Here is a 16,137-nt window from a genome sequence, read left to right as displayed (position 1 = left end):
GGTTATCTCCGGGTAGGGTCGAACGTAGCGGGCAGCGTGGCCCAGCAAGCGTCGTAAGTGGATTGCAGTTGTGGGCAGTCGAGGGCGAAGCGGCTTGGGCGCAGCACCTGGCTGGTCTCGAACATGAAGGCCATGGTGTTGTCGATCTTCGCCGGTTTGAGTTCGGCGTTGATTGCTTTGGTGCAGGTCTCGCCATCCGGGCCGTGCGCGCTCATGCAACTGTGCAGCGAGGCGCCACCGGGCACGAAGCCTTCGGCCTTGGCATCGTATTCACCCTGGATCAGGCCCATGAATTCGTTCATCAGATTGCGATGGAACCACGGTGGCCGGAAGGTGTTTTCAGCGACCATCCAGCGTGGCGGGAAGATCACGAAGTCGAGGTTGGCCAGGCCGTGCACGCTGGTCGGCGAGGTCAGCACGGTGAAGATCGACGGATCCGGGTGATCGAAACTCACCGTACCGATCGTATTGAAACGGCGCAGATCGTATTTGTACGGCACGTTGTTGCCGTGCCAGGCGACCACGTTCAACGGCGAATGATTGAGTTCGGTAGCCCACAACTGACCGAGGAATTTCTGCACCAGCGTGGTCGGTTGCTGGAGGTTTTCGTAGGCCGCGACCGGCGTCAGGAAGTCGCGCGGATTGGCCAGACCGTTGCTGCCGATCGGTCCCAGATCCGGCAGGCGCAGTGGCGCGCCATGGTTTTCGGCGACGTAACCGCGTGCTTGCGGGTCGAGCAATTCAACGCGGAACTTCAGGCCGCGTGGCAGCACGACGATTTCCAGCGGTGCGACGTCCAGCACGCCCAATTCAGTGGCGATGCGCAGACGGCCGAGTTGCGGCACCAACAGCAATTCGCCGTCAGCGTTGAAGAACACGCGCTCCATCGAACGGTTGGCAACGTAGTTGTAGATGCTGATCCCGGCCGGTTTCTCCGCACCGGTGTTCGCCGCCATGCTCACCAGACCGTCAATGAAATCGGTCGGCTCGGCCGGGATCTCCAAAGGATTCCAGCGCAGGCGATTGGGCGTCACTTCTCCCAGCGGCCCACCGGCCAGTTTCCGTTCCAGTTTGACGAACGCCGGGTGATTGGCCGACGGCTGAATGCGGTACATCCAGGTGCGCCGCGCTTCACTGCGGGTCATGGTGAACGCGGTGCCGGAGAACAATTCGGTGTAGAGACCGTACGGGGCTTTTTGCGGGGAGTTCTGGCCGACGGGTAGCGCGCCAGGCAACGCCTCAGAGCTGAATTCGTTACCGAAACCGGACTGATACGCCAGCGCCTGCGCGGTTGAATCGAGGTTCATGGAGCCTCCTGAACAGGGAGTCGGCAGTGGCCCATCGCTCTGGCTCAGAGGTTTCGGCACGCCGGGGTTGTTATTATCGTAATTCGATTACGCATAACGTAATTTGCTCGCTATCCAGCGTCAAGCTATAAAGACGCCCATTCGTATCGGAACCCGGCCGCACCATGGAAAAAACCAGCGACAGCAATGGCAAACAGAAAGTCCGCTCCGCCGAGGTCGGCACCGACATCCTCAAGGCCCTGGCCGAGTTGTCGCCATCGACTTCGTTGTCGCGCCTGGCCGAACATGTGCAGATGCCGGCGAGCAAGGTGCATCGCTATCTGCAGGCCTTGATCGCCTCCGGATTTGCCGAGCAGAACGCCGCTACCAACCATTACGGTCTTGGCCGTGAAGCGCTGCGCGTCGGCCTCGCCGCACTCAACAGTATGGACGTGCTGAAAGTCGCCGCCCTGCCACTGGCCGAATTGCGCGATGAGCTCAACGAAACCTGCTTCCTCGCGGTCTGGGGCAATCAGGGCGCAACCGTGGTGCACATCGAACCGGCGGTGCGCGCGGTGACCGTTGTAACCCAATTGGGCTCGGTGCTGCCGCTACTCAGTTCATCGACGGGATTGGTGTTCAGCGCATATCTGCCGCATCGGGAAACCGATGAACTGCGCGAAAAGGAGATCGCCGTAGCCGATCATCCGCTGAAGGATGACAAAGCCTACGCGACGCAGTGCGAACAGATCCGCGCGCGCGGCTTGCATCATGTCCACGGCCTGCTGATGCCCGGTGTCGATGCGTTGTCGGCGCCGGTGTTCAATGCCGTCGGCCAGATCGCGGCGGTACTGACGATTGTCGGCCCGACCTCGTTGTTTCACGCTGACGAAAATGGCCCTGCCGCCCGGCGCTTACTCGCGGCAACGCGCGCGGTGAGCTGGCGCATGGGCTATGACGCGGGCTAATTGACTTCGACCCTGTTCACATCAACACAGCCCGAGCACTTTAGCCTTTGCCACCGCTTGCGTTCTGCGCTCCACGCTTAACTTGGCGTTTATCCTGCGCGCATGGGTCTTGACGGTATGCAGCGAAATGTACAGTTGCTCGGCGATCTTCTGATTGGACTCGCCTTGGGCAATCAGCTTCAGCACTTCAACTTCACGCCGGCTCAACAGCGCCTCGGCGCCGACCGCAGGGGTTGCAGCGATGGCCTCGGCGGCTGCGCGGATCAGCGTTGTTTCAGGATGACGCAAGCGCCACTCGAGCAGCGATTGCTGCAACTGACACCGCGCTACCAACGCTTGCCCCTGATGCAGCGCTCGTTGAGCCAATGACACTTCACCTTTGTGCCAGGCGAGTTGCGCCAGCACCAGGTGCAACTCGGCTTCGAGGTTCAACATGCCTTTTTGCTGCGCGCCGATCAACGCGTGCTGGATCTCAACCAGATCGATCAGCTCAGGCTGCATCTGCGCCCTGGCGGTGAGCAACAGATATTCGAGACGCGGAATCAGCTCCAGAGTCGCCGGTGGCGCTTGCCGCGCCTGCGCCCCTTGAAAGTGGCGCAATACCCTGCTCAGCGCTTCATGCGCCAGCTCCGCCCTGCCCTGCTGCAACCAGAATTGGCTGCTGACCTGCAACAAGACGCCGCGATACACCGTGTCCGGAATCTGCCGCTGCTGCATCAACCGCTCAGCATCGCGCAGGTACACAAATGCTCGCGCGTAATCCTGCTGATTGGCCGCCAGTTGGGCCAGCCCCAGAAAACCATACAGCACGCGCTTGTCATGACTGCGCAGGCAGTCCTCCAGCCCCCTCTGGAATAGCTCGGCGGCGCGTGTTTCCTCACCCATGCACAGGGCCAGTCTGCCACGCCGCAACGCGATGCGACCGAGCAACGGCACAGGGCGATGTTCACGCTGACAAAGCAATTGCTGCATGCCGGCCAACAAACTGTCGGCGCGGGCCGGCGCACCGCGCTGCTCCAGCAGTTGTGCGTGATCGAGCTCCAGCAACCCCTCGAACAGCAATGACCCTTGAGCGCGCGCCAGACACAACGCCTCGCGGTTTATGCCCTGGGCCAGTTCCAGTTCGCCACAAAGCAAGGCTTGCTGGGTTTGCCCCGACAGGCACAACAGCCGCGCAGGCCAGGCATCGCTTGCCAACTCGGCCAGCGCTTGACGGAAATGCTCACGCGCAGGCGCCATTCGCCCCTGCAAATGTAGCAACCAACCTTGCAGCGCCTGCCATCGCGCCACCCATTGCCGCTGCTTTTGCGCCGAAGGTTGCGGAACGAATCTCGACATATGTTCGATGCTGGCAGCGGCCTGATCAAAACGGCCGGCGAACAGCAGCGCCGCCGTCATCAATCCGACCAATTGCGGCGAGCCCAACGTCAATTCTTCGCCTTGCTGCTCGTGCAGGCGCAACAGCAGCACTACCGTTTGATCGTCAAACAGATGCTCGAAAGTGAAGTGCTGCAACAAGCTCACCGCCACCTCGAACTCTTCGGCCAAAAGAGCTTGCTCGAACGCCGAGCGCCAGTCCTCCCGCGCGGTAAACCACTGGCACGCGCGCCGATGCCAAGAGCGCCCCTGTGGCCAGCGTGACTGCTGAATCACACGGGTCAGCGGCGGAAAAATCTGCAGCCATTGCGCCGAATCCTGCCACGGTTCGATAAAACAGCCGAGGCTGTGCAACGTGCGCAAGAGATCCGCGCCTTCGCCGGCTCCGAACAGATGCTCACACAGTTCATTATTGAAGCGCGGTAAATGCGCCAATACACGCCAGGCCTCCGCCAGCTCCGGCGACAGGCTGTTGAACAGTTCGTGTTGCAGGTAATCGAGCAAGGTGTCCACCCGTTGCTGCGGCTGATTGCTCTGCGCCCAATCGCACTTTTGCAGCAACGCCATGCGCACGCCGGCGCACCAGCCACCGGTACGTTGCACAATGCGCCCGGCAACACTCAGCGCTTGCTCGGCAGGCAAATGGTGCAGCACCTGAGCGATTTCACTTTGGCTCAAGGCCAGCGTCACGGGTTCACACTCATACAGCTCATCGTCGAGCAACAGGCGCGGCCAGTTGCACTGCGGGCGCCGGCGCGTGCCGATCCACCAGATCAAGGCCGGACTGCTGACTGCCAACAATCGATCGAGCAAAGCATCCAGCACCGGATCCGGCTGACGGCAATAATCGTCGATAAACAGCCACGTCGATACCGACCAGCGAGCCAGGGCAGCAACCAGGCCGGCTTCATCCGTGTCGATCAAGCCCAGCGCTTGCGTCAACCGCCGACAGAATTCACCCTTACTGAGCGCGCCGCCCGCCAGCGCTATCCAGTGCACCGAACACTGTGCCGGCGCCTGCAACAGGCATTCGGTGAGCAGTGCACTCTTGCCGCTGCCGGCCGGCGCGCAGATCAGCCTCACCCGTGCCACTGACGCCAGCAATGGTTCGCACAAGCGTGCGCGCGCCTGGTGGTGAGAGGACAGTCGGGGAAGAAATCCGGGGCGATCCAGGCACGGTGTCATGGCGGTCATCGGGTGAGCCTTTTTATCGTTGTACGGTCACCCTAGCCCTCTCCAGTGAGCTTGTTGACGAGTATTCAGCGCGCTGATTGCCAGCCATAAAAAAGGCGACCGTGCGGTCGCCTTTTGTGCAGCCGGTGTATCGCAAACGTTACCGAACGCCCTCTGCGCGCAGGGCCGACGGGGTGTAGTCGGCGGCCTTGGCTTCGAAGCCGAATTCGAAGCTGTGTTTCTCTTCGTTCTTCATTCCCAAGGCAATGTAGCGGCCGGCAATGATGTCGTAGAGGGCTTCCAGCGTATAAGCCTGAGCCTGGTGATCGTAGTAGTACTGCGCATGTCCTTCCGCGACCCGCCACAGTTGACCGCGGCCATCGTAGTGATCAACCAGTGCCACCTGCCAGCTGTCCTCGTCGATGTACATGTGGCGCTTGGCATAGATATGCCGCTCGCTCGGCTTCACCGTGCCGATGACTTCCCAGACACGGTGCAATTCATAACGGGTCAGGTCCTGGTTGATGTGCCCGGCCTTGACGATGTCGTCGTACTTGAGCGTCGGTGAATCAAGCTTGTAGCTGTTGTACGGAATGTACATTTCCTTCTTGCCGACCAGTTTCCAGTCATAGCGATCCGGGGCACCGGAAAACATGTCGAAGTTGTCCGAGGTACGCAGACCATCCGCTGCGGTGCCCGGACCGTCATACGCCACCTGCGGCGCGCGGCGCACCCGGCGCTGACCGGCGTTGTAGATCCACGCCAGACGCGGCTCCTTCACCTGATCGAGGGTCTCGTGCACCAGCAGCACGTTACCGGCCAGACGCGCCGGCGCAGTCACCGATTGCTTGAAGAAGGTCAGCACATTGGCCGCTTTGTCCGGATCGAGATCCTTCATCAACTGCGGCACGGCGATTTCTTCTTCGAAGCGGATAGGCGTGTAGCTGCCGTTGGTCTGCGGCGTCACCTGCGTGATGATGCGTTTGACGTTGCCACCGTGGTAACGAGTGATGTGGTTCCACAACACCTCGACGCCGTTTTTCGGAATCGGGAAGGCGTAATAGCGATTGCCAGTGAAATTGGCCAGGCCGTTACCGTCGTTGATCGTCGTCACGTTCAGCGCACTGCGTTTGGCCGACTCGTAGATGTCCGCCGGGGCGGCGACGGTTCGGTGAGTCGGATAGACCGGGATCTTGTAGGTTTGCGGGTAGCGTTTGAACATCGCCACCTGGCCTTCGGAAAGCTTGTCCTTGTACTTGTCGACGTTGGCCGGGGTGATGGTGAACAACGGTTTTTCGTTGGCGAACGGATCGGCGAGAAAACCCTTGCTGTCCACCGCCCCGGCGCTCTTCGGAATCCCGCCGGTCCATGGCGGAATCGAACCGTCAGCGTTACCGGCCTTCTCGGCGCCGAGCGGGGTCAGGCTGGTGCCAAGCTTGTTCGCCTCATCCGCTGACACCGCCGCCATCACGTTGGCCGCCAGCAGACTCAGGGCGAGGACACCACATTGCAGAATCATTTTGCGCATTGCTTTCATCCTTCTCGGGCAGATCAGAAGTTCACGCCGAAGCTCAGGGCCACGAAGTCACGGTCTTCGAGAACGTTGTAGTCACCACCAAAAAAGTCGGTGTAACTGAGGCTCGCGGTGTAGGTGTTGCGATAGTCGGCATCGACGCCGACGCTGATCGCTTTCGCCCCTTCGTTGAACAGCCCGTTAGGGCCGTAGCCGGCGACGTCATGCGACCACGACAGGTTGGGTTTGAGGTTGATGCCGCCGATCACGTTGGCGTAGTCGAGGATGGCCCGGGCGCGGTAGCCCCACGAAGTCGAGGTGACAAAACCGTCGGTGTCGCCACCGAAACCATACTGGCCGTAGACCGAATCGCGGCCATAACGCAGCTGGCTGCGCGACTCCAGCCCGCCGACATGCACGACCGCCGCTTCACCGACCACGGTCAGACGCTCAGCGCCCAGCACCTGATCGAAGAAGTGCGTGAGCGTGCTCTGGATCTGCGTGACTTCCTTGCGGCGATAGCCCTTGTTGTCCGCACCCGGCGCGGTTACCAGTGGAGATGCCGTGCCACCGGCAATCGGGTTGAGCAGTGCCAGTGTCAGGTCATTGGTGTTGACCTGTACCGGCGCGTTTGGCCGATAGCTGATCTCGCCGGTCCAGGCAGTGCCGGTGGGCAGCGTGGTCGAGAAGCTCGCGCCGTAGAGACGAATGTCTTCCGGGTATTCAAGGTAGTACTGACCGCGCCCGAGCATCACGCTTTGCGCCAGGCCTGAGCCGCTGCCAGGCGCCAGCCCGTTGGCGATACCGACCATCGCCGGCAACGCCGAGAGGGTCGATAGCCCCGCCGTGGTAGTACCCACCGACGGCGTGCGACTGTGATAATTCATGAAATAGAGACCGTACTCGGTGTCATCACCGAGCCAGCGCAATGCCGTACCCCACTGCCCGGAATCGCGCGCATCGCGGTCGCCGCCACGGGGAATCACCACGCCTTCGCGCGTCACCTGAATGCCTTGGCCAAACGCGGTGGTCAACGGCACCAATGGTGCGATCGCCGGGTTGCCAACGGTGTAACCGTTGTTGCAACCGTCCGCTGCCACATCGACGCCGAAGAACGTGCCGCAGTTGTCGAGGACGGTCTGGTCCCATTCCAGCTGATAGAAACCTTCAACCGAGAGTTTGTCCGTCAGGCTTTGCGAGCCGAACAGCATGTTCACCGGGATCAGGCCTTCCTTGATTTCCGCACCGGGACGCCGGAACGCGGAGACATCGATCGGGTTGATGCTGTTGATCGAGTTGCCAATGAACGTGCTCTCGCCCCAACTCACCACCTGTTTTCCCGCGCGCACGGTGCCCGGCAGGTCAGCGATGGTGTAGTTGTGATAGACGAAGGCATCGAGAATCTGCGCACCGGACGACTTGGCGCCCTCCTTGCGGCCACTGTCACTGATCGGCTTGAACTCGCGGTCTTCGTCCTTGAGCTCGAAGTCATACCAATACTTGCCACGCACAAACACACCGGTGTCGCCGTACTTGAGTTCGAGGTCGTGAATACCTTTGAAGATTTTCGAGAAGGTCTCGCCCTTCTTGAAGTTCAAACGCCCGTCATCCCCGGTGGAAGATTGCCCGGTGCCGCCGTTGACCGTGCCGACCAACGACTTGTCGGCATCGCGCAGGCCCCAACTCGCGCCCACCGACAGCGACGAGTCGAACGTCCCCTCGATCTCGCCGATATTGAACGAAACCGCGTGCGCCTGGGCGCAGCAACCCAGAGCCACCGCAGCGGCCAGCGCCTGCGGTGTGAAGATGGCGCGCATTGTTGTTTTTGTCATGCGTCTTCCCCGGTGAGTGACAGAAGACCCCACCCTACTGCCGGGCAATCTGGTCGATAAGCGCTCCAAGGAGGTATTCGCGTTGTCGCTCGAAAGGATGAATGCCCGCACGCACCGTGGCTTTGCGCAACTCATGAGTGAGCTGGATGGAGCATCATCAATGCAGCGCATGGCGCACATCGGGTCACGGGACTGTTGCATGCCCCGCAACAGTGCATGTCCGGAATCGGTATTTTTCCTACGCGCTCATGACCTTATTCTGAACGCGCTTTCACGGCAGCCGCCGAAAAGCGCGAAGCCAGCTACGCTGATTCACTGAAGCGATTGGCAACAGATTTCAGAGGAATCGAAGGATTCGGTTTCTTAACCCCGTGTTCACTGACGTTGATTTGTAGCTCCTTGATCCAACGTCTTACCTTGGCCGCTGCGTTTGCAGCGGCCTTTTTTATGCCTGATGAAAAGTTAAACGCCTCCCTCAGCGAAAAACTTCCGAGAACAATGTCGGACGTTTCTCTGTTCGCAGGAGAACGATGACCGACAAATTGAAAGTCCTGGAAAGTTCTTCCAAAACAAAACCTGTTTACTTACGAAGTTCTCAGATTTTGCAACTTGAAATCTGTTGTAACTTGAAACGCCTCAAACACTCGCCGGTGACATGGACGTCACTATTGGCCGCACTGACTTGCCGGCGACTTATCGCGCACATTCAAAAGGATATGAATATGCAAAAGCCTCCACCATGGGAATTGACCGAAGCTATCCATACAACGGCAATAGCGAGCAAAGGCCTGTCACCAAGTGCAGACATTGCAGAACACATTGGCAAGAGAAGAAAATTTGAAATCCACCATATCAATCCGATAAATGAGGGTGGCTCAGTCTACGATATATCCAACCTGACCCTATTAACACCAAAGCAGCATATCGATGCACATTCCAAAAAAGGCGAGACTCCATGATCAAACTTAAAAGCAAACTTGAAGAGTACACAGAGTCGGAATATGCGAGCCTTATCAACAGATTATTTGAGGGAAATTACTCCTCAGAAAAAGAACACGACGCGATAGTCGATAACATTGTGGATACATCGCAGCATCCCAATGGGACAAATATTTTGTATTATCCTGAAGACGGTGTCGAAGACAGCCCTACTGGTGTGCTGACAGCGATAAAACAATGGCGCGCTGCCAACGGAAAACCAGGCTTCAAACCTGAAGAATAACAACCAAGCGAGCAGGCATCTTGGCCTGCTCGCTTGGTTCTCCATTTACAACGAATACTTCTGCAAATTCGCCATCATTTCCTTCAGCGCTTCAATATTGTCCTTCGGATGCGCCGCCCCCTCAAAATCGCAAATCTGCTGCCAGTGCGCCGCGACATCTTCCGGCGAGAACCCGACTCGTGGATCAAAGCCGGCGCCGAGGCTACGCTCCCAACGCACTTTGCCCATCCAGCCACCGCCGACCTCGAACAACCCGGAAGTCTCCTGGCATTGCTCGCTGGCCAGATACACCACCAACGGGCTGACCAGTTCCGGTTTGAGTTGCTCGAACACTTGCGGTGGAATCAAACCCTCGGTCATGCGCGTGCCGCCGGTTGGCGCGATGGCATTGACCAGAATGTTGTTCTTGCGGCCTTCGATGGCCAGGGTGCGGGTCAGGCCGTACAGGCCGAGTTTGGCCATGCCGTAGTTGGACTGGCCGAAGTTGCCGTAGATGCCTGAAGTCGAAGCGGTGAAGATCACCCGGCCATAATTTTGCTCGCGCATATGCGGCCACGCGGCGCGGGTGACTTTGTAGGCGCCTTCGACGTGAACCCGGTAAACCAGATCCCAATCGGCGTCATCCATTTTGTGGAAGGTCTTGTCGCGCAAGATGCCGGCGTTGTTCACCACCACGTCAACACGGCCGAACACATCGAGGGCGTTCTGCACCAGTTTGTCGCCGTCGGTGACGGAGTCGTGGTTGGCCTCGGCGATGCCGCCGGCCTCACGGATTTCCGCGACCACGCGGTCGGCGGCGGAGGCATTGGCGCCCTCGCCCTGAGCCGAGCCGCCGAGGTCGTTGACCAGCACTTTCGCGCCTTGTTTGGCGAACAGCAGAGCGTGCGCCCGTCCGAGGCCACCACCGGCTCCGGTGACGATTACGACTTTATCTTCGAAACGCACAGACTCATTCATCAGGGCAACTCCAGCAGTCCAATGGAACATTGACCCCGAGTGTCAGGCACGGGGCTTTTGGTCACAATGAACACGGTTGGGGCTGAATGGTGTGCGATAAGGCTGAGGGATAGTGAGACACGGTAGTACTAAAAATCAAAAGATCGCAGCCTGCGGCAGCTCCTGCACAAATCCATGTAGGAGCTGCCGCAGGCTGCGATCTTTTGATCTTCAGGAGCAGGCGACTTTGCGCGGCGGCTGCACAAAACGCTCGCGAAACTCCAGATAATGCTTGAGCACCTGCACCGGCGCTTCGGTCTGTGGATAGTGACCGATACCCGGTAACTGCACGGTGTCTGCGTCAGGAATCAACTCCCGATAGCGCTCGACCATGTGCGCACCGGAGATCGGGTCGACATCACCATCAATCAACCGCAGCGGAATTTCCCCACGCTGCATGGCCGCCACCCAGCGGTCGCGCTGAACGCGGCGCTCGGGAATATAGTTGATCAACTTGTGCATGATGCGCGGCCCGCGATTGCTGTCGACCAGGCTCCAGAAATCATCCATCTCGCTTTCACTGGGCCGAGTCTGCGGGCCGAAGATCTGGCGAAAGCTTTTCACCAGGGCATCACGGGTAAACGCGCGGCCGATCATCCAGCCCAGCGGACTGAGCAGCAGCTTTTGCATCAGCACCGGACGATGGGTTTCCGGAAACAGGCCACCGTTGAGGAATACGCAACTGGCGATTTCGATGCGATCTTCGTAATGCCGGGCCAGCAGTTCTTGCGCAACGCTGTCGCCGTAATCGTGCGCCAGCACATGCACCGGTTGCTCGATCTGCAAATGCGCGAGCAATGCCTGTTGCAGATCGGCCTGTTCCAGCAGGCTATAGGTGTGATTGAGTGGTTTCGCCGAGTCGCCAAAACCAAGCATGTCACAGGCGATCATCCGATAGCGCTGAGCCAGTGGCTGCCACAGGTAATGCCAATCCCAACTCGCCGTCGGGAAGCCATGGATCAGCAGCAGCGGCTCACCTTGCCCCGTCGTCCAGTAACGAATCGGCTGGCCACGGAAGACAAACGTCTGGCTGCGTTTGCGCCAGACACACAGAGGAATCTCGGCGAGAGGCATTAGAGTTTATACCCCGGGTCTTGTTTATCGAGTTTGCGCAGCAACGCTGGCCAGGCCAGCGCGCCACCCATGCCTTGAGCACTTTTGGTGACGCCGGCGATCATCGCTTTGGCGCCCGCCAGAATCTGCGGTTCGATGGCGATGAGTTCCGCGCCACCGGTTTGCGCCATCACCTGGATGTCGCAGGCGCGCTGGAAGGTGAACATCATCAGAAAGGTGTCGGCGATGGTGCCGCCACAGGTCAGCAGTCCGTGGTTGTGCAGCATCAGGAAATTGTTTTCGCCCAGATCGGCCTGCAAGCGCGCCTTCTCTTCGTGGTTCAGCGCGACACCTTCATAGCCGTGATAGGCCAGGCTCGACAGCACGAACAGCGACTGCTGGCTGATCGGCAACACGCCTTGCTTTTGCGCCGACACCGCGACGCCCGACGCGGTGTGGGTATGCAGCACGCAAACCACATCGTGCCGCACTTCGTGCACAGCACTATGGATGGTGTAGCCAGCGGGATTGATCTCGTAAGGGCTGTCCATGAGCTTGTTGCCGGCCTGATCGACTTTCACCAGGCTCGACGCAGTGATCTCATGAAACATCAGGCCGAACGGATTGATCAGGAAATCTTCGGTGCCCGGCACCTTGGCGGAAATGTGCGTGAAGATCAGATCGTCCCAGCCATGGGCGGCGACCAGACGATAACAAGCGGCGAGATCGACACGGGTCTGCCATTCTGCGGCACTGACCTGGTCTTTGACATTCAGGGACGATTGGACGGGGGCTACGCTCACTGTATGCACCTCTGCGTTCTTATTGTTCTGCACGTGACAGCAGTCTAGTCAGGTGCAGGCAATCGCGTAGTTGCATTGGCAGCCAGCTTGATGACTGATCGAGTCAGCGATGCAAACAGCTTGGATCCATGTCAAAGCAACGACGCCAACAAAGGCGCGGCGAACAGATTGAGCAGTCCGGTGAGGACCATCACCAGGCCCGCCACAGAGCCTTCTTCACCGCCGACTTCGCGCGCCCGACTGACCCCGGCACCGTGTGCGCCCACACCGAACAACGCGCCCCGCGCCAGGGCGCTCCGCAACGGCAGCCACTTGAGCAGAACCCCGCCAAGCATCGCGCCGAACACGCCAGTGAACATCACGAACACGGCGGTCAATTCTGGTACGCCGCCGAGGTTTTGTGCCAACGGCATGGCGAACGGCGTGGTGATCGAGCGTGGCACCAGCGACAGGGTCACCGAACTGTCGAGCGCCAATGCCTTGGCCAAGCCGAACGAGGTGCCAATCGAAGCCGCACTGCCCGCCACCATGCCCAGCATCAGCGCCGACCAGTGCCGTATCAATAAATGTCGTTGCTGCCAGATCGGCACGGCGAAGGCGACGGTCACCGGGCCCAGTACCAGCATCAGCCAATGAGTGTTGCTGGAATATTCGGCGTACGCGGTGTGCAGCGGTACGGCGAGCGCGAGGAGCAACGCCGGCACCAGAATCAGCGGCGACAACACATAACGCCCGGTGCGCCGATAAATCCAGCGGCTGAACAAGTACGCCAACAACGTGAAGGCGAGCCAGAACATCGGCATCCATTCAAGCTTCATGGGAACGCCTCGCGCGCACGGCCAGTTCCACGGTGAACGCGGTCACCAGCATCACCATCAGGGTGCTGGCGGCGATCACCAGCAAAATCCGCCAGCCGTCATCGCGCAGCAACGTGCCGTAATCGAGCAGGCTCATCAACGCGGGAATGAAAAACAGCAACATCTCGGCCATCAACAGGCCCGCGCCCAATTGCAGCGCTGCCGGTTTGACCCAGCCGAACGCGAACGCCAGCAGCAACAGCGCCATGCCAATCACCCCGCCAGGAATAGGCCAGGGCAACCACGCGGCGATCAGGCAGCCGAGCAGGTAGAGACCGAGCAGTACGGCAAGTTCGACGAACAGACGGGAAAAGTGTTTGAGACGGGCGGCGTTCATGAGGTTGGCTCCTTACAGAAGCCTATTTTACGAAGCGACCTGCCATCCCCGAAGCGAATTGTTAGACTCGTAGCCATTCCAAAATGGAATCAGACTTATGGAACTCAAACAGCTGCGCAGTTTTGTCGAAGTCATGCATCAGGGCGGTTTTACCCAAGCGGCGAAAACCCTGCACATCAGTCAATCAGCGGTGAGTAAACAGGTCGCGCAATTGGAGCAAAGTCTCGGCACGCCGCTGCTCGAGCGGCTCGGCTCACAGCTGCGCCTGACCGCCGCTGGCAGCGTGGTGCTGCAACGCGCCGAAGCCATGCTGCGTTTGCGCAATGAGCTGCTGGTCGAGTTGGACGACCTCAGTCATCTGGCCCGTGGCGAGCTGCGCCTCGGTCTGCCGCTGTTGGGCAGCGATGCCCTGTTTGCCGGGCTATTCGCCGAATACCGCCGGCGCTATCCGAACATCAGCGTGCAGTTACTCGAGGGCGGCAGCCGTCATATCGAGCAAGCTGTGCTCAACGGTGAACTGGAATTGGGTGGCAGTCTGTTGCCGAAGGATCCGCAGTTTGACTGTCAGCCGTTCTGCGACGAGAAGCTCGATGCGTTGCTGCCGGTCGATCATCCGCTGGCCGAGCGCGGCGAGATCGGCCTGGAGGAACTGGCCGACACACCGTTCCTGCTTTATCAACGCAGCTTCGTGCTCAACGACCGCTTGCTGCAGGCGTGCCAGCAAATGGGCTTCACGCCGAAGGAAGGCGGGCGCAGCGGGCAGGCGGATTTTCTCGCAGCGCTGGTCGCCGCCGGGCAAGGCGTGGTCCTGTTGCCCAGGGTGGTCGCACGCGGGCTGGTGCGGCCAGGCGTGGTGCGCCTGACCTTGCGCGCGCCGGATTATCTGCGTTGGGACATCGCGTTTATCTGGCGTCAGGGCGCTTATCTGTCGAAAGCCGCGCAGGCGTGGCTGGCACTTTTACGCGAGCGGCCGATCAGCCCTTGAGTGCGTCGATCAACTGCGCCAGCCATGGCTCGGCGTCGGTTTCCGGGGTCACGCTTTCGCTGGCATCAATGCGCAGCATGTCCTGCACCTCACGCACGCCCAGTTCGCCGAACAGTTCGCGCATCTGCTCGCCACCACCGCAGAACGTGTCGCCATAACTGGCGTCGCCCAACGCAATAACGGCACCGGGCAAACCGCGCCAGGCTGCCGGCAACTGATCGCGAATGGTCGAATACAACGGTTGCAGGTTATCCGGCAACTCACCCATGCCAGTAGTCGAGGTCACGGCGAGCAACGCTTCGGGACCGAACGCTTGAAGGTCCGTCAGGCTGGCGCGCGAGTTGTAGAAGGTTTCAAAGCCAGCGGCTTTCAACAGGTTCTGGGCGTGGCGGGCGACTTCTTCGGCGGTGCCGTAGACCGAACCGGAGAGGATGGCGACTTTCATCAATCTGATCCTGAAACTGAAAAAATGAGCGGCGATAGTAGCAGCCTGAACTGCAAAGCTGCGATTGGATCTCATCTGCCGATAATGGCCAGTAGACAGCGCCGATGGTTCTTCTAGAATGCGAGCCACTGACAACTCTTGAAAGGATTCAAAGATGATCAAAGCCAGTCTGCTGCAAATGGTGATCAATGCGTCGAACGACGGCATCGTGGTCGCCGAAAAAGAAGGTGAGCAGGACAACATTCTGATCTACGTCAACCCCGCTTTCGAACGTCTCACCGGTTACAGCAGCGAAGAGATTCTCTACCAGGACTGCCGGTTTTTGCAGGCAGGAGATCGCGATCAAGAGAGTCTTGAGCTGATTCGCAACACGCTGCGCGACGGCGGAACATGCCGGGAAATCCTGCGTAACTATCGCAAGGATGGCACGCCGTTCTGGAATGAACTGTCGCTTTCAACGGTGAATGCTGATGATGGAATGACTTATACCGTCGGCGTGCAGAAAGACGTAACGGTTCAGGTCAAAGCTCAGCAGCGTGTTGTACAGCTCGAAGCAGAGGTTGCGGCGCTGCGTGCAGAGCTGGCGCAGCTGAAAGCGACGAACGGTTCAAACAAAACAGCGAACTAATTGTCATTAACTACAATCACCAATGACTTTGTAACTATTCCTTTCGAGTTAGCCATGCAGCGCGACGCCCTCCTCACTCAGGATGAGCTGGATTTCATCCAGACCATGCAGCACAACCCGCAACTGAACGTGCGGGATGCGACGTCGAGTCTGCTGGTCAATGGCGGATCGCAGATTCGTGATTTGCTCACGCGTCTCGCGGCTCATGAGCAAGTGACCATTCAGGCCAACTTCGAAAATCAACAAATGACTTTTCCGTTACACCTGGTGGAAGACGAGTTTCATGCGCTGCATTTGCGCCTCGGCGTTCCGAGCATTTACGAAGACGGCCCGATGGTGCGCCCATGGCGGCTGGTGCTCGAAGAGCCGGTAGCGCTGGAAAATGCCAAAGGCCAGCCAGGCATGATGTGGGTGCACGAGGTGTCGCACAAAGGTGTGTTGCTGGAAATGCGCAACAAGACCAAACCACCCAAGCACTTTGCCTTGTGGTTCAGCCCTTCGGGGTATGAGCGGATTGCATTGCGCGGCAATTTCGAACGGGAAACCGAACACGGCTTCTACGCTTACGAGCTGAACCAGACCGATGCCGATGAAACCGAACGTCTGCGTCAGTTCATCCTGCAACAGCATCGCTTGACCCATCCTGCCCTGCACACCTGATT

The 16,137-nt window shown here is 59.2% G+C and carries 16 protein-coding genes; 6 read left to right on the top strand and 10 right to left on the bottom strand.

Annotated elements, in window-relative coordinates; all coding sequences use genetic code 11:
• Nucleotides 1-2: 2 nt before the first annotated feature.
• Nucleotides 3-1,307 (bottom strand): homogentisate 1,2-dioxygenase, encoded by a 1,305-nt coding sequence (gene hmgA, locus ACIPIZ_RS09665; protein WP_401165102.1) that lies wholly within the window; start codon nucleotides 1,305-1,307, stop codon nucleotides 3-5.
• 164 nt (nucleotides 1,308-1,471) lie between these two features.
• On the opposite strand from hmgA, the gene ACIPIZ_RS09660 reads away from it, so the two are divergent.
• The gene (locus tag ACIPIZ_RS09660) at nucleotides 1,472-2,254 is read left to right on the top strand and encodes an IclR family transcriptional regulator (RefSeq protein WP_105705524.1); all 783 of its coding nucleotides are present in this window, start codon (nucleotides 1,472-1,474) and stop codon (nucleotides 2,252-2,254) included.
• A 21-nt stretch (nucleotides 2,255-2,275) separates the two neighbouring features.
• On the opposite strand, the gene ACIPIZ_RS09655 is transcribed toward ACIPIZ_RS09660, so the two are convergent.
• The 3 genes from ACIPIZ_RS09655 to ACIPIZ_RS09645 all read right to left on the bottom strand — a co-directional run bounded on the left by ACIPIZ_RS09655 (nucleotide 2,276) and on the right by ACIPIZ_RS09645 (nucleotide 8,149).
• Entirely contained in the window at nucleotides 2,276-4,825 is a 2,550-nt protein-coding gene (locus ACIPIZ_RS09655) for a LuxR C-terminal-related transcriptional regulator (protein ID WP_064387966.1), read from the bottom strand.
• Between the two features lie 139 nt (nucleotides 4,826-4,964).
• A complete protein-coding gene (locus ACIPIZ_RS09650; protein WP_401165100.1) occupies nucleotides 4,965-6,332 on the bottom strand; it encodes a DUF1329 domain-containing protein in 1,368 nt (455 codons plus the stop codon).
• Nucleotides 6,333-6,355: 23 nt separating this feature from the next.
• Entirely contained in the window at nucleotides 6,356-8,149 is a 1,794-nt protein-coding gene (locus ACIPIZ_RS09645) for a DUF1302 domain-containing protein (RefSeq protein ID WP_064387968.1), read from the bottom strand.
• Between the two features lie 530 nt (nucleotides 8,150-8,679).
• On the opposite strand from ACIPIZ_RS09645, the gene ACIPIZ_RS09640 reads away from it, so the two are divergent.
• A complete protein-coding gene (locus tag ACIPIZ_RS09640; protein WP_401165097.1) occupies nucleotides 8,680-9,108 on the top strand; it encodes an HNH endonuclease signature motif containing protein in 429 nt (142 codons plus the stop codon).
• The gene (locus ACIPIZ_RS09635) at nucleotides 9,105-9,371 is read left to right on the top strand and encodes a bacteriocin immunity protein (protein ID WP_205125813.1); all 267 of its coding nucleotides are present in this window, start codon (nucleotides 9,105-9,107) and stop codon (nucleotides 9,369-9,371) included. The genes ACIPIZ_RS09640 and ACIPIZ_RS09635 overlap by 4 nt, the downstream gene beginning before the upstream one ends.
• A 45-nt stretch (nucleotides 9,372-9,416) precedes the next feature.
• On the opposite strand, the gene ACIPIZ_RS09630 is transcribed toward ACIPIZ_RS09635, so the two are convergent.
• From ACIPIZ_RS09630 to ACIPIZ_RS09610, 5 genes are all read right to left on the bottom strand, one after another.
• Nucleotides 9,417-10,328 (bottom strand): SDR family oxidoreductase, encoded by a 912-nt coding sequence (locus ACIPIZ_RS09630; protein WP_064387970.1) that lies wholly within the window; start codon nucleotides 10,326-10,328, stop codon nucleotides 9,417-9,419.
• 210 nt (nucleotides 10,329-10,538) lie between these two features.
• The gene (locus ACIPIZ_RS09625; RefSeq protein ID WP_401165095.1) at nucleotides 10,539-11,441 is read right to left on the bottom strand and encodes an alpha/beta fold hydrolase; all 903 of its coding nucleotides are present in this window, start codon (nucleotides 11,439-11,441) and stop codon (nucleotides 10,539-10,541) included.
• Nucleotides 11,441-12,223, bottom strand: coding sequence for a class II aldolase/adducin family protein (locus ACIPIZ_RS09620; RefSeq protein WP_401165093.1), 783 nt, complete (start codon nucleotides 12,221-12,223; stop codon nucleotides 11,441-11,443). Before ACIPIZ_RS09620 ends, ACIPIZ_RS09625 begins: the two co-directional genes overlap by 1 nt.
• A gap of 131 nt (nucleotides 12,224-12,354) precedes the next feature.
• Nucleotides 12,355-13,041, bottom strand: coding sequence for an LrgB family protein (locus tag ACIPIZ_RS09615; protein ID WP_401165092.1), 687 nt, complete (start codon nucleotides 13,039-13,041; stop codon nucleotides 12,355-12,357).
• Nucleotides 13,031-13,417 (bottom strand): CidA/LrgA family protein, encoded by a 387-nt coding sequence (locus ACIPIZ_RS09610; protein WP_064387974.1) that lies wholly within the window; start codon nucleotides 13,415-13,417, stop codon nucleotides 13,031-13,033. The genes ACIPIZ_RS09615 and ACIPIZ_RS09610 overlap by 11 nt, the downstream gene beginning before the upstream one ends.
• 97 nt (nucleotides 13,418-13,514) lie before the next feature.
• Here ACIPIZ_RS09610 and ACIPIZ_RS09605 point away from each other — a divergent pair, with 97 nt between their 5' ends.
• Nucleotides 13,515-14,402, top strand: a complete 888-nt coding sequence (locus ACIPIZ_RS09605) for a LysR family transcriptional regulator (protein WP_064387975.1) — start codon at nucleotides 13,515-13,517, stop codon at nucleotides 14,400-14,402.
• Here ACIPIZ_RS09605 and ACIPIZ_RS09600 read toward each other — a convergent pair.
• Nucleotides 14,392-14,847 (bottom strand): flavodoxin, encoded by a 456-nt coding sequence (locus tag ACIPIZ_RS09600; protein ID WP_064387976.1) that lies wholly within the window; start codon nucleotides 14,845-14,847, stop codon nucleotides 14,392-14,394. The genes ACIPIZ_RS09605 and ACIPIZ_RS09600 overlap by 11 nt on opposite strands.
• A 154-nt stretch (nucleotides 14,848-15,001) precedes the next feature.
• On the opposite strand from ACIPIZ_RS09600, the gene ACIPIZ_RS09595 reads away from it, so the two are divergent.
• Both ACIPIZ_RS09595 and ACIPIZ_RS09590 read left to right on the top strand, forming a co-directional pair.
• The gene (locus tag ACIPIZ_RS09595; protein ID WP_150646895.1) at nucleotides 15,002-15,475 is read left to right on the top strand and encodes a PAS domain-containing protein; all 474 of its coding nucleotides are present in this window, start codon (nucleotides 15,002-15,004) and stop codon (nucleotides 15,473-15,475) included.
• Between the two features lie 54 nt (nucleotides 15,476-15,529).
• Nucleotides 15,530-16,135: a hypothetical protein gene (locus tag ACIPIZ_RS09590; RefSeq protein ID WP_064387978.1), complete on the top strand. Its 606-nt coding sequence runs from the start codon at nucleotides 15,530-15,532 to the stop codon at nucleotides 16,133-16,135.
• The last annotated feature ends 2 nt before the right edge of the window (nucleotides 16,136-16,137 follow it).

This window comes from Pseudomonas sp. NPDC087690, from assembly GCF_044743175.1.
In the GTDB taxonomy this organism is placed as follows: Bacteria; Pseudomonadota; Gammaproteobacteria; order Pseudomonadales; family Pseudomonadaceae; genus Aquipseudomonas.
This window is presented reverse-complemented; position numbering and strand designations above follow the sequence as displayed.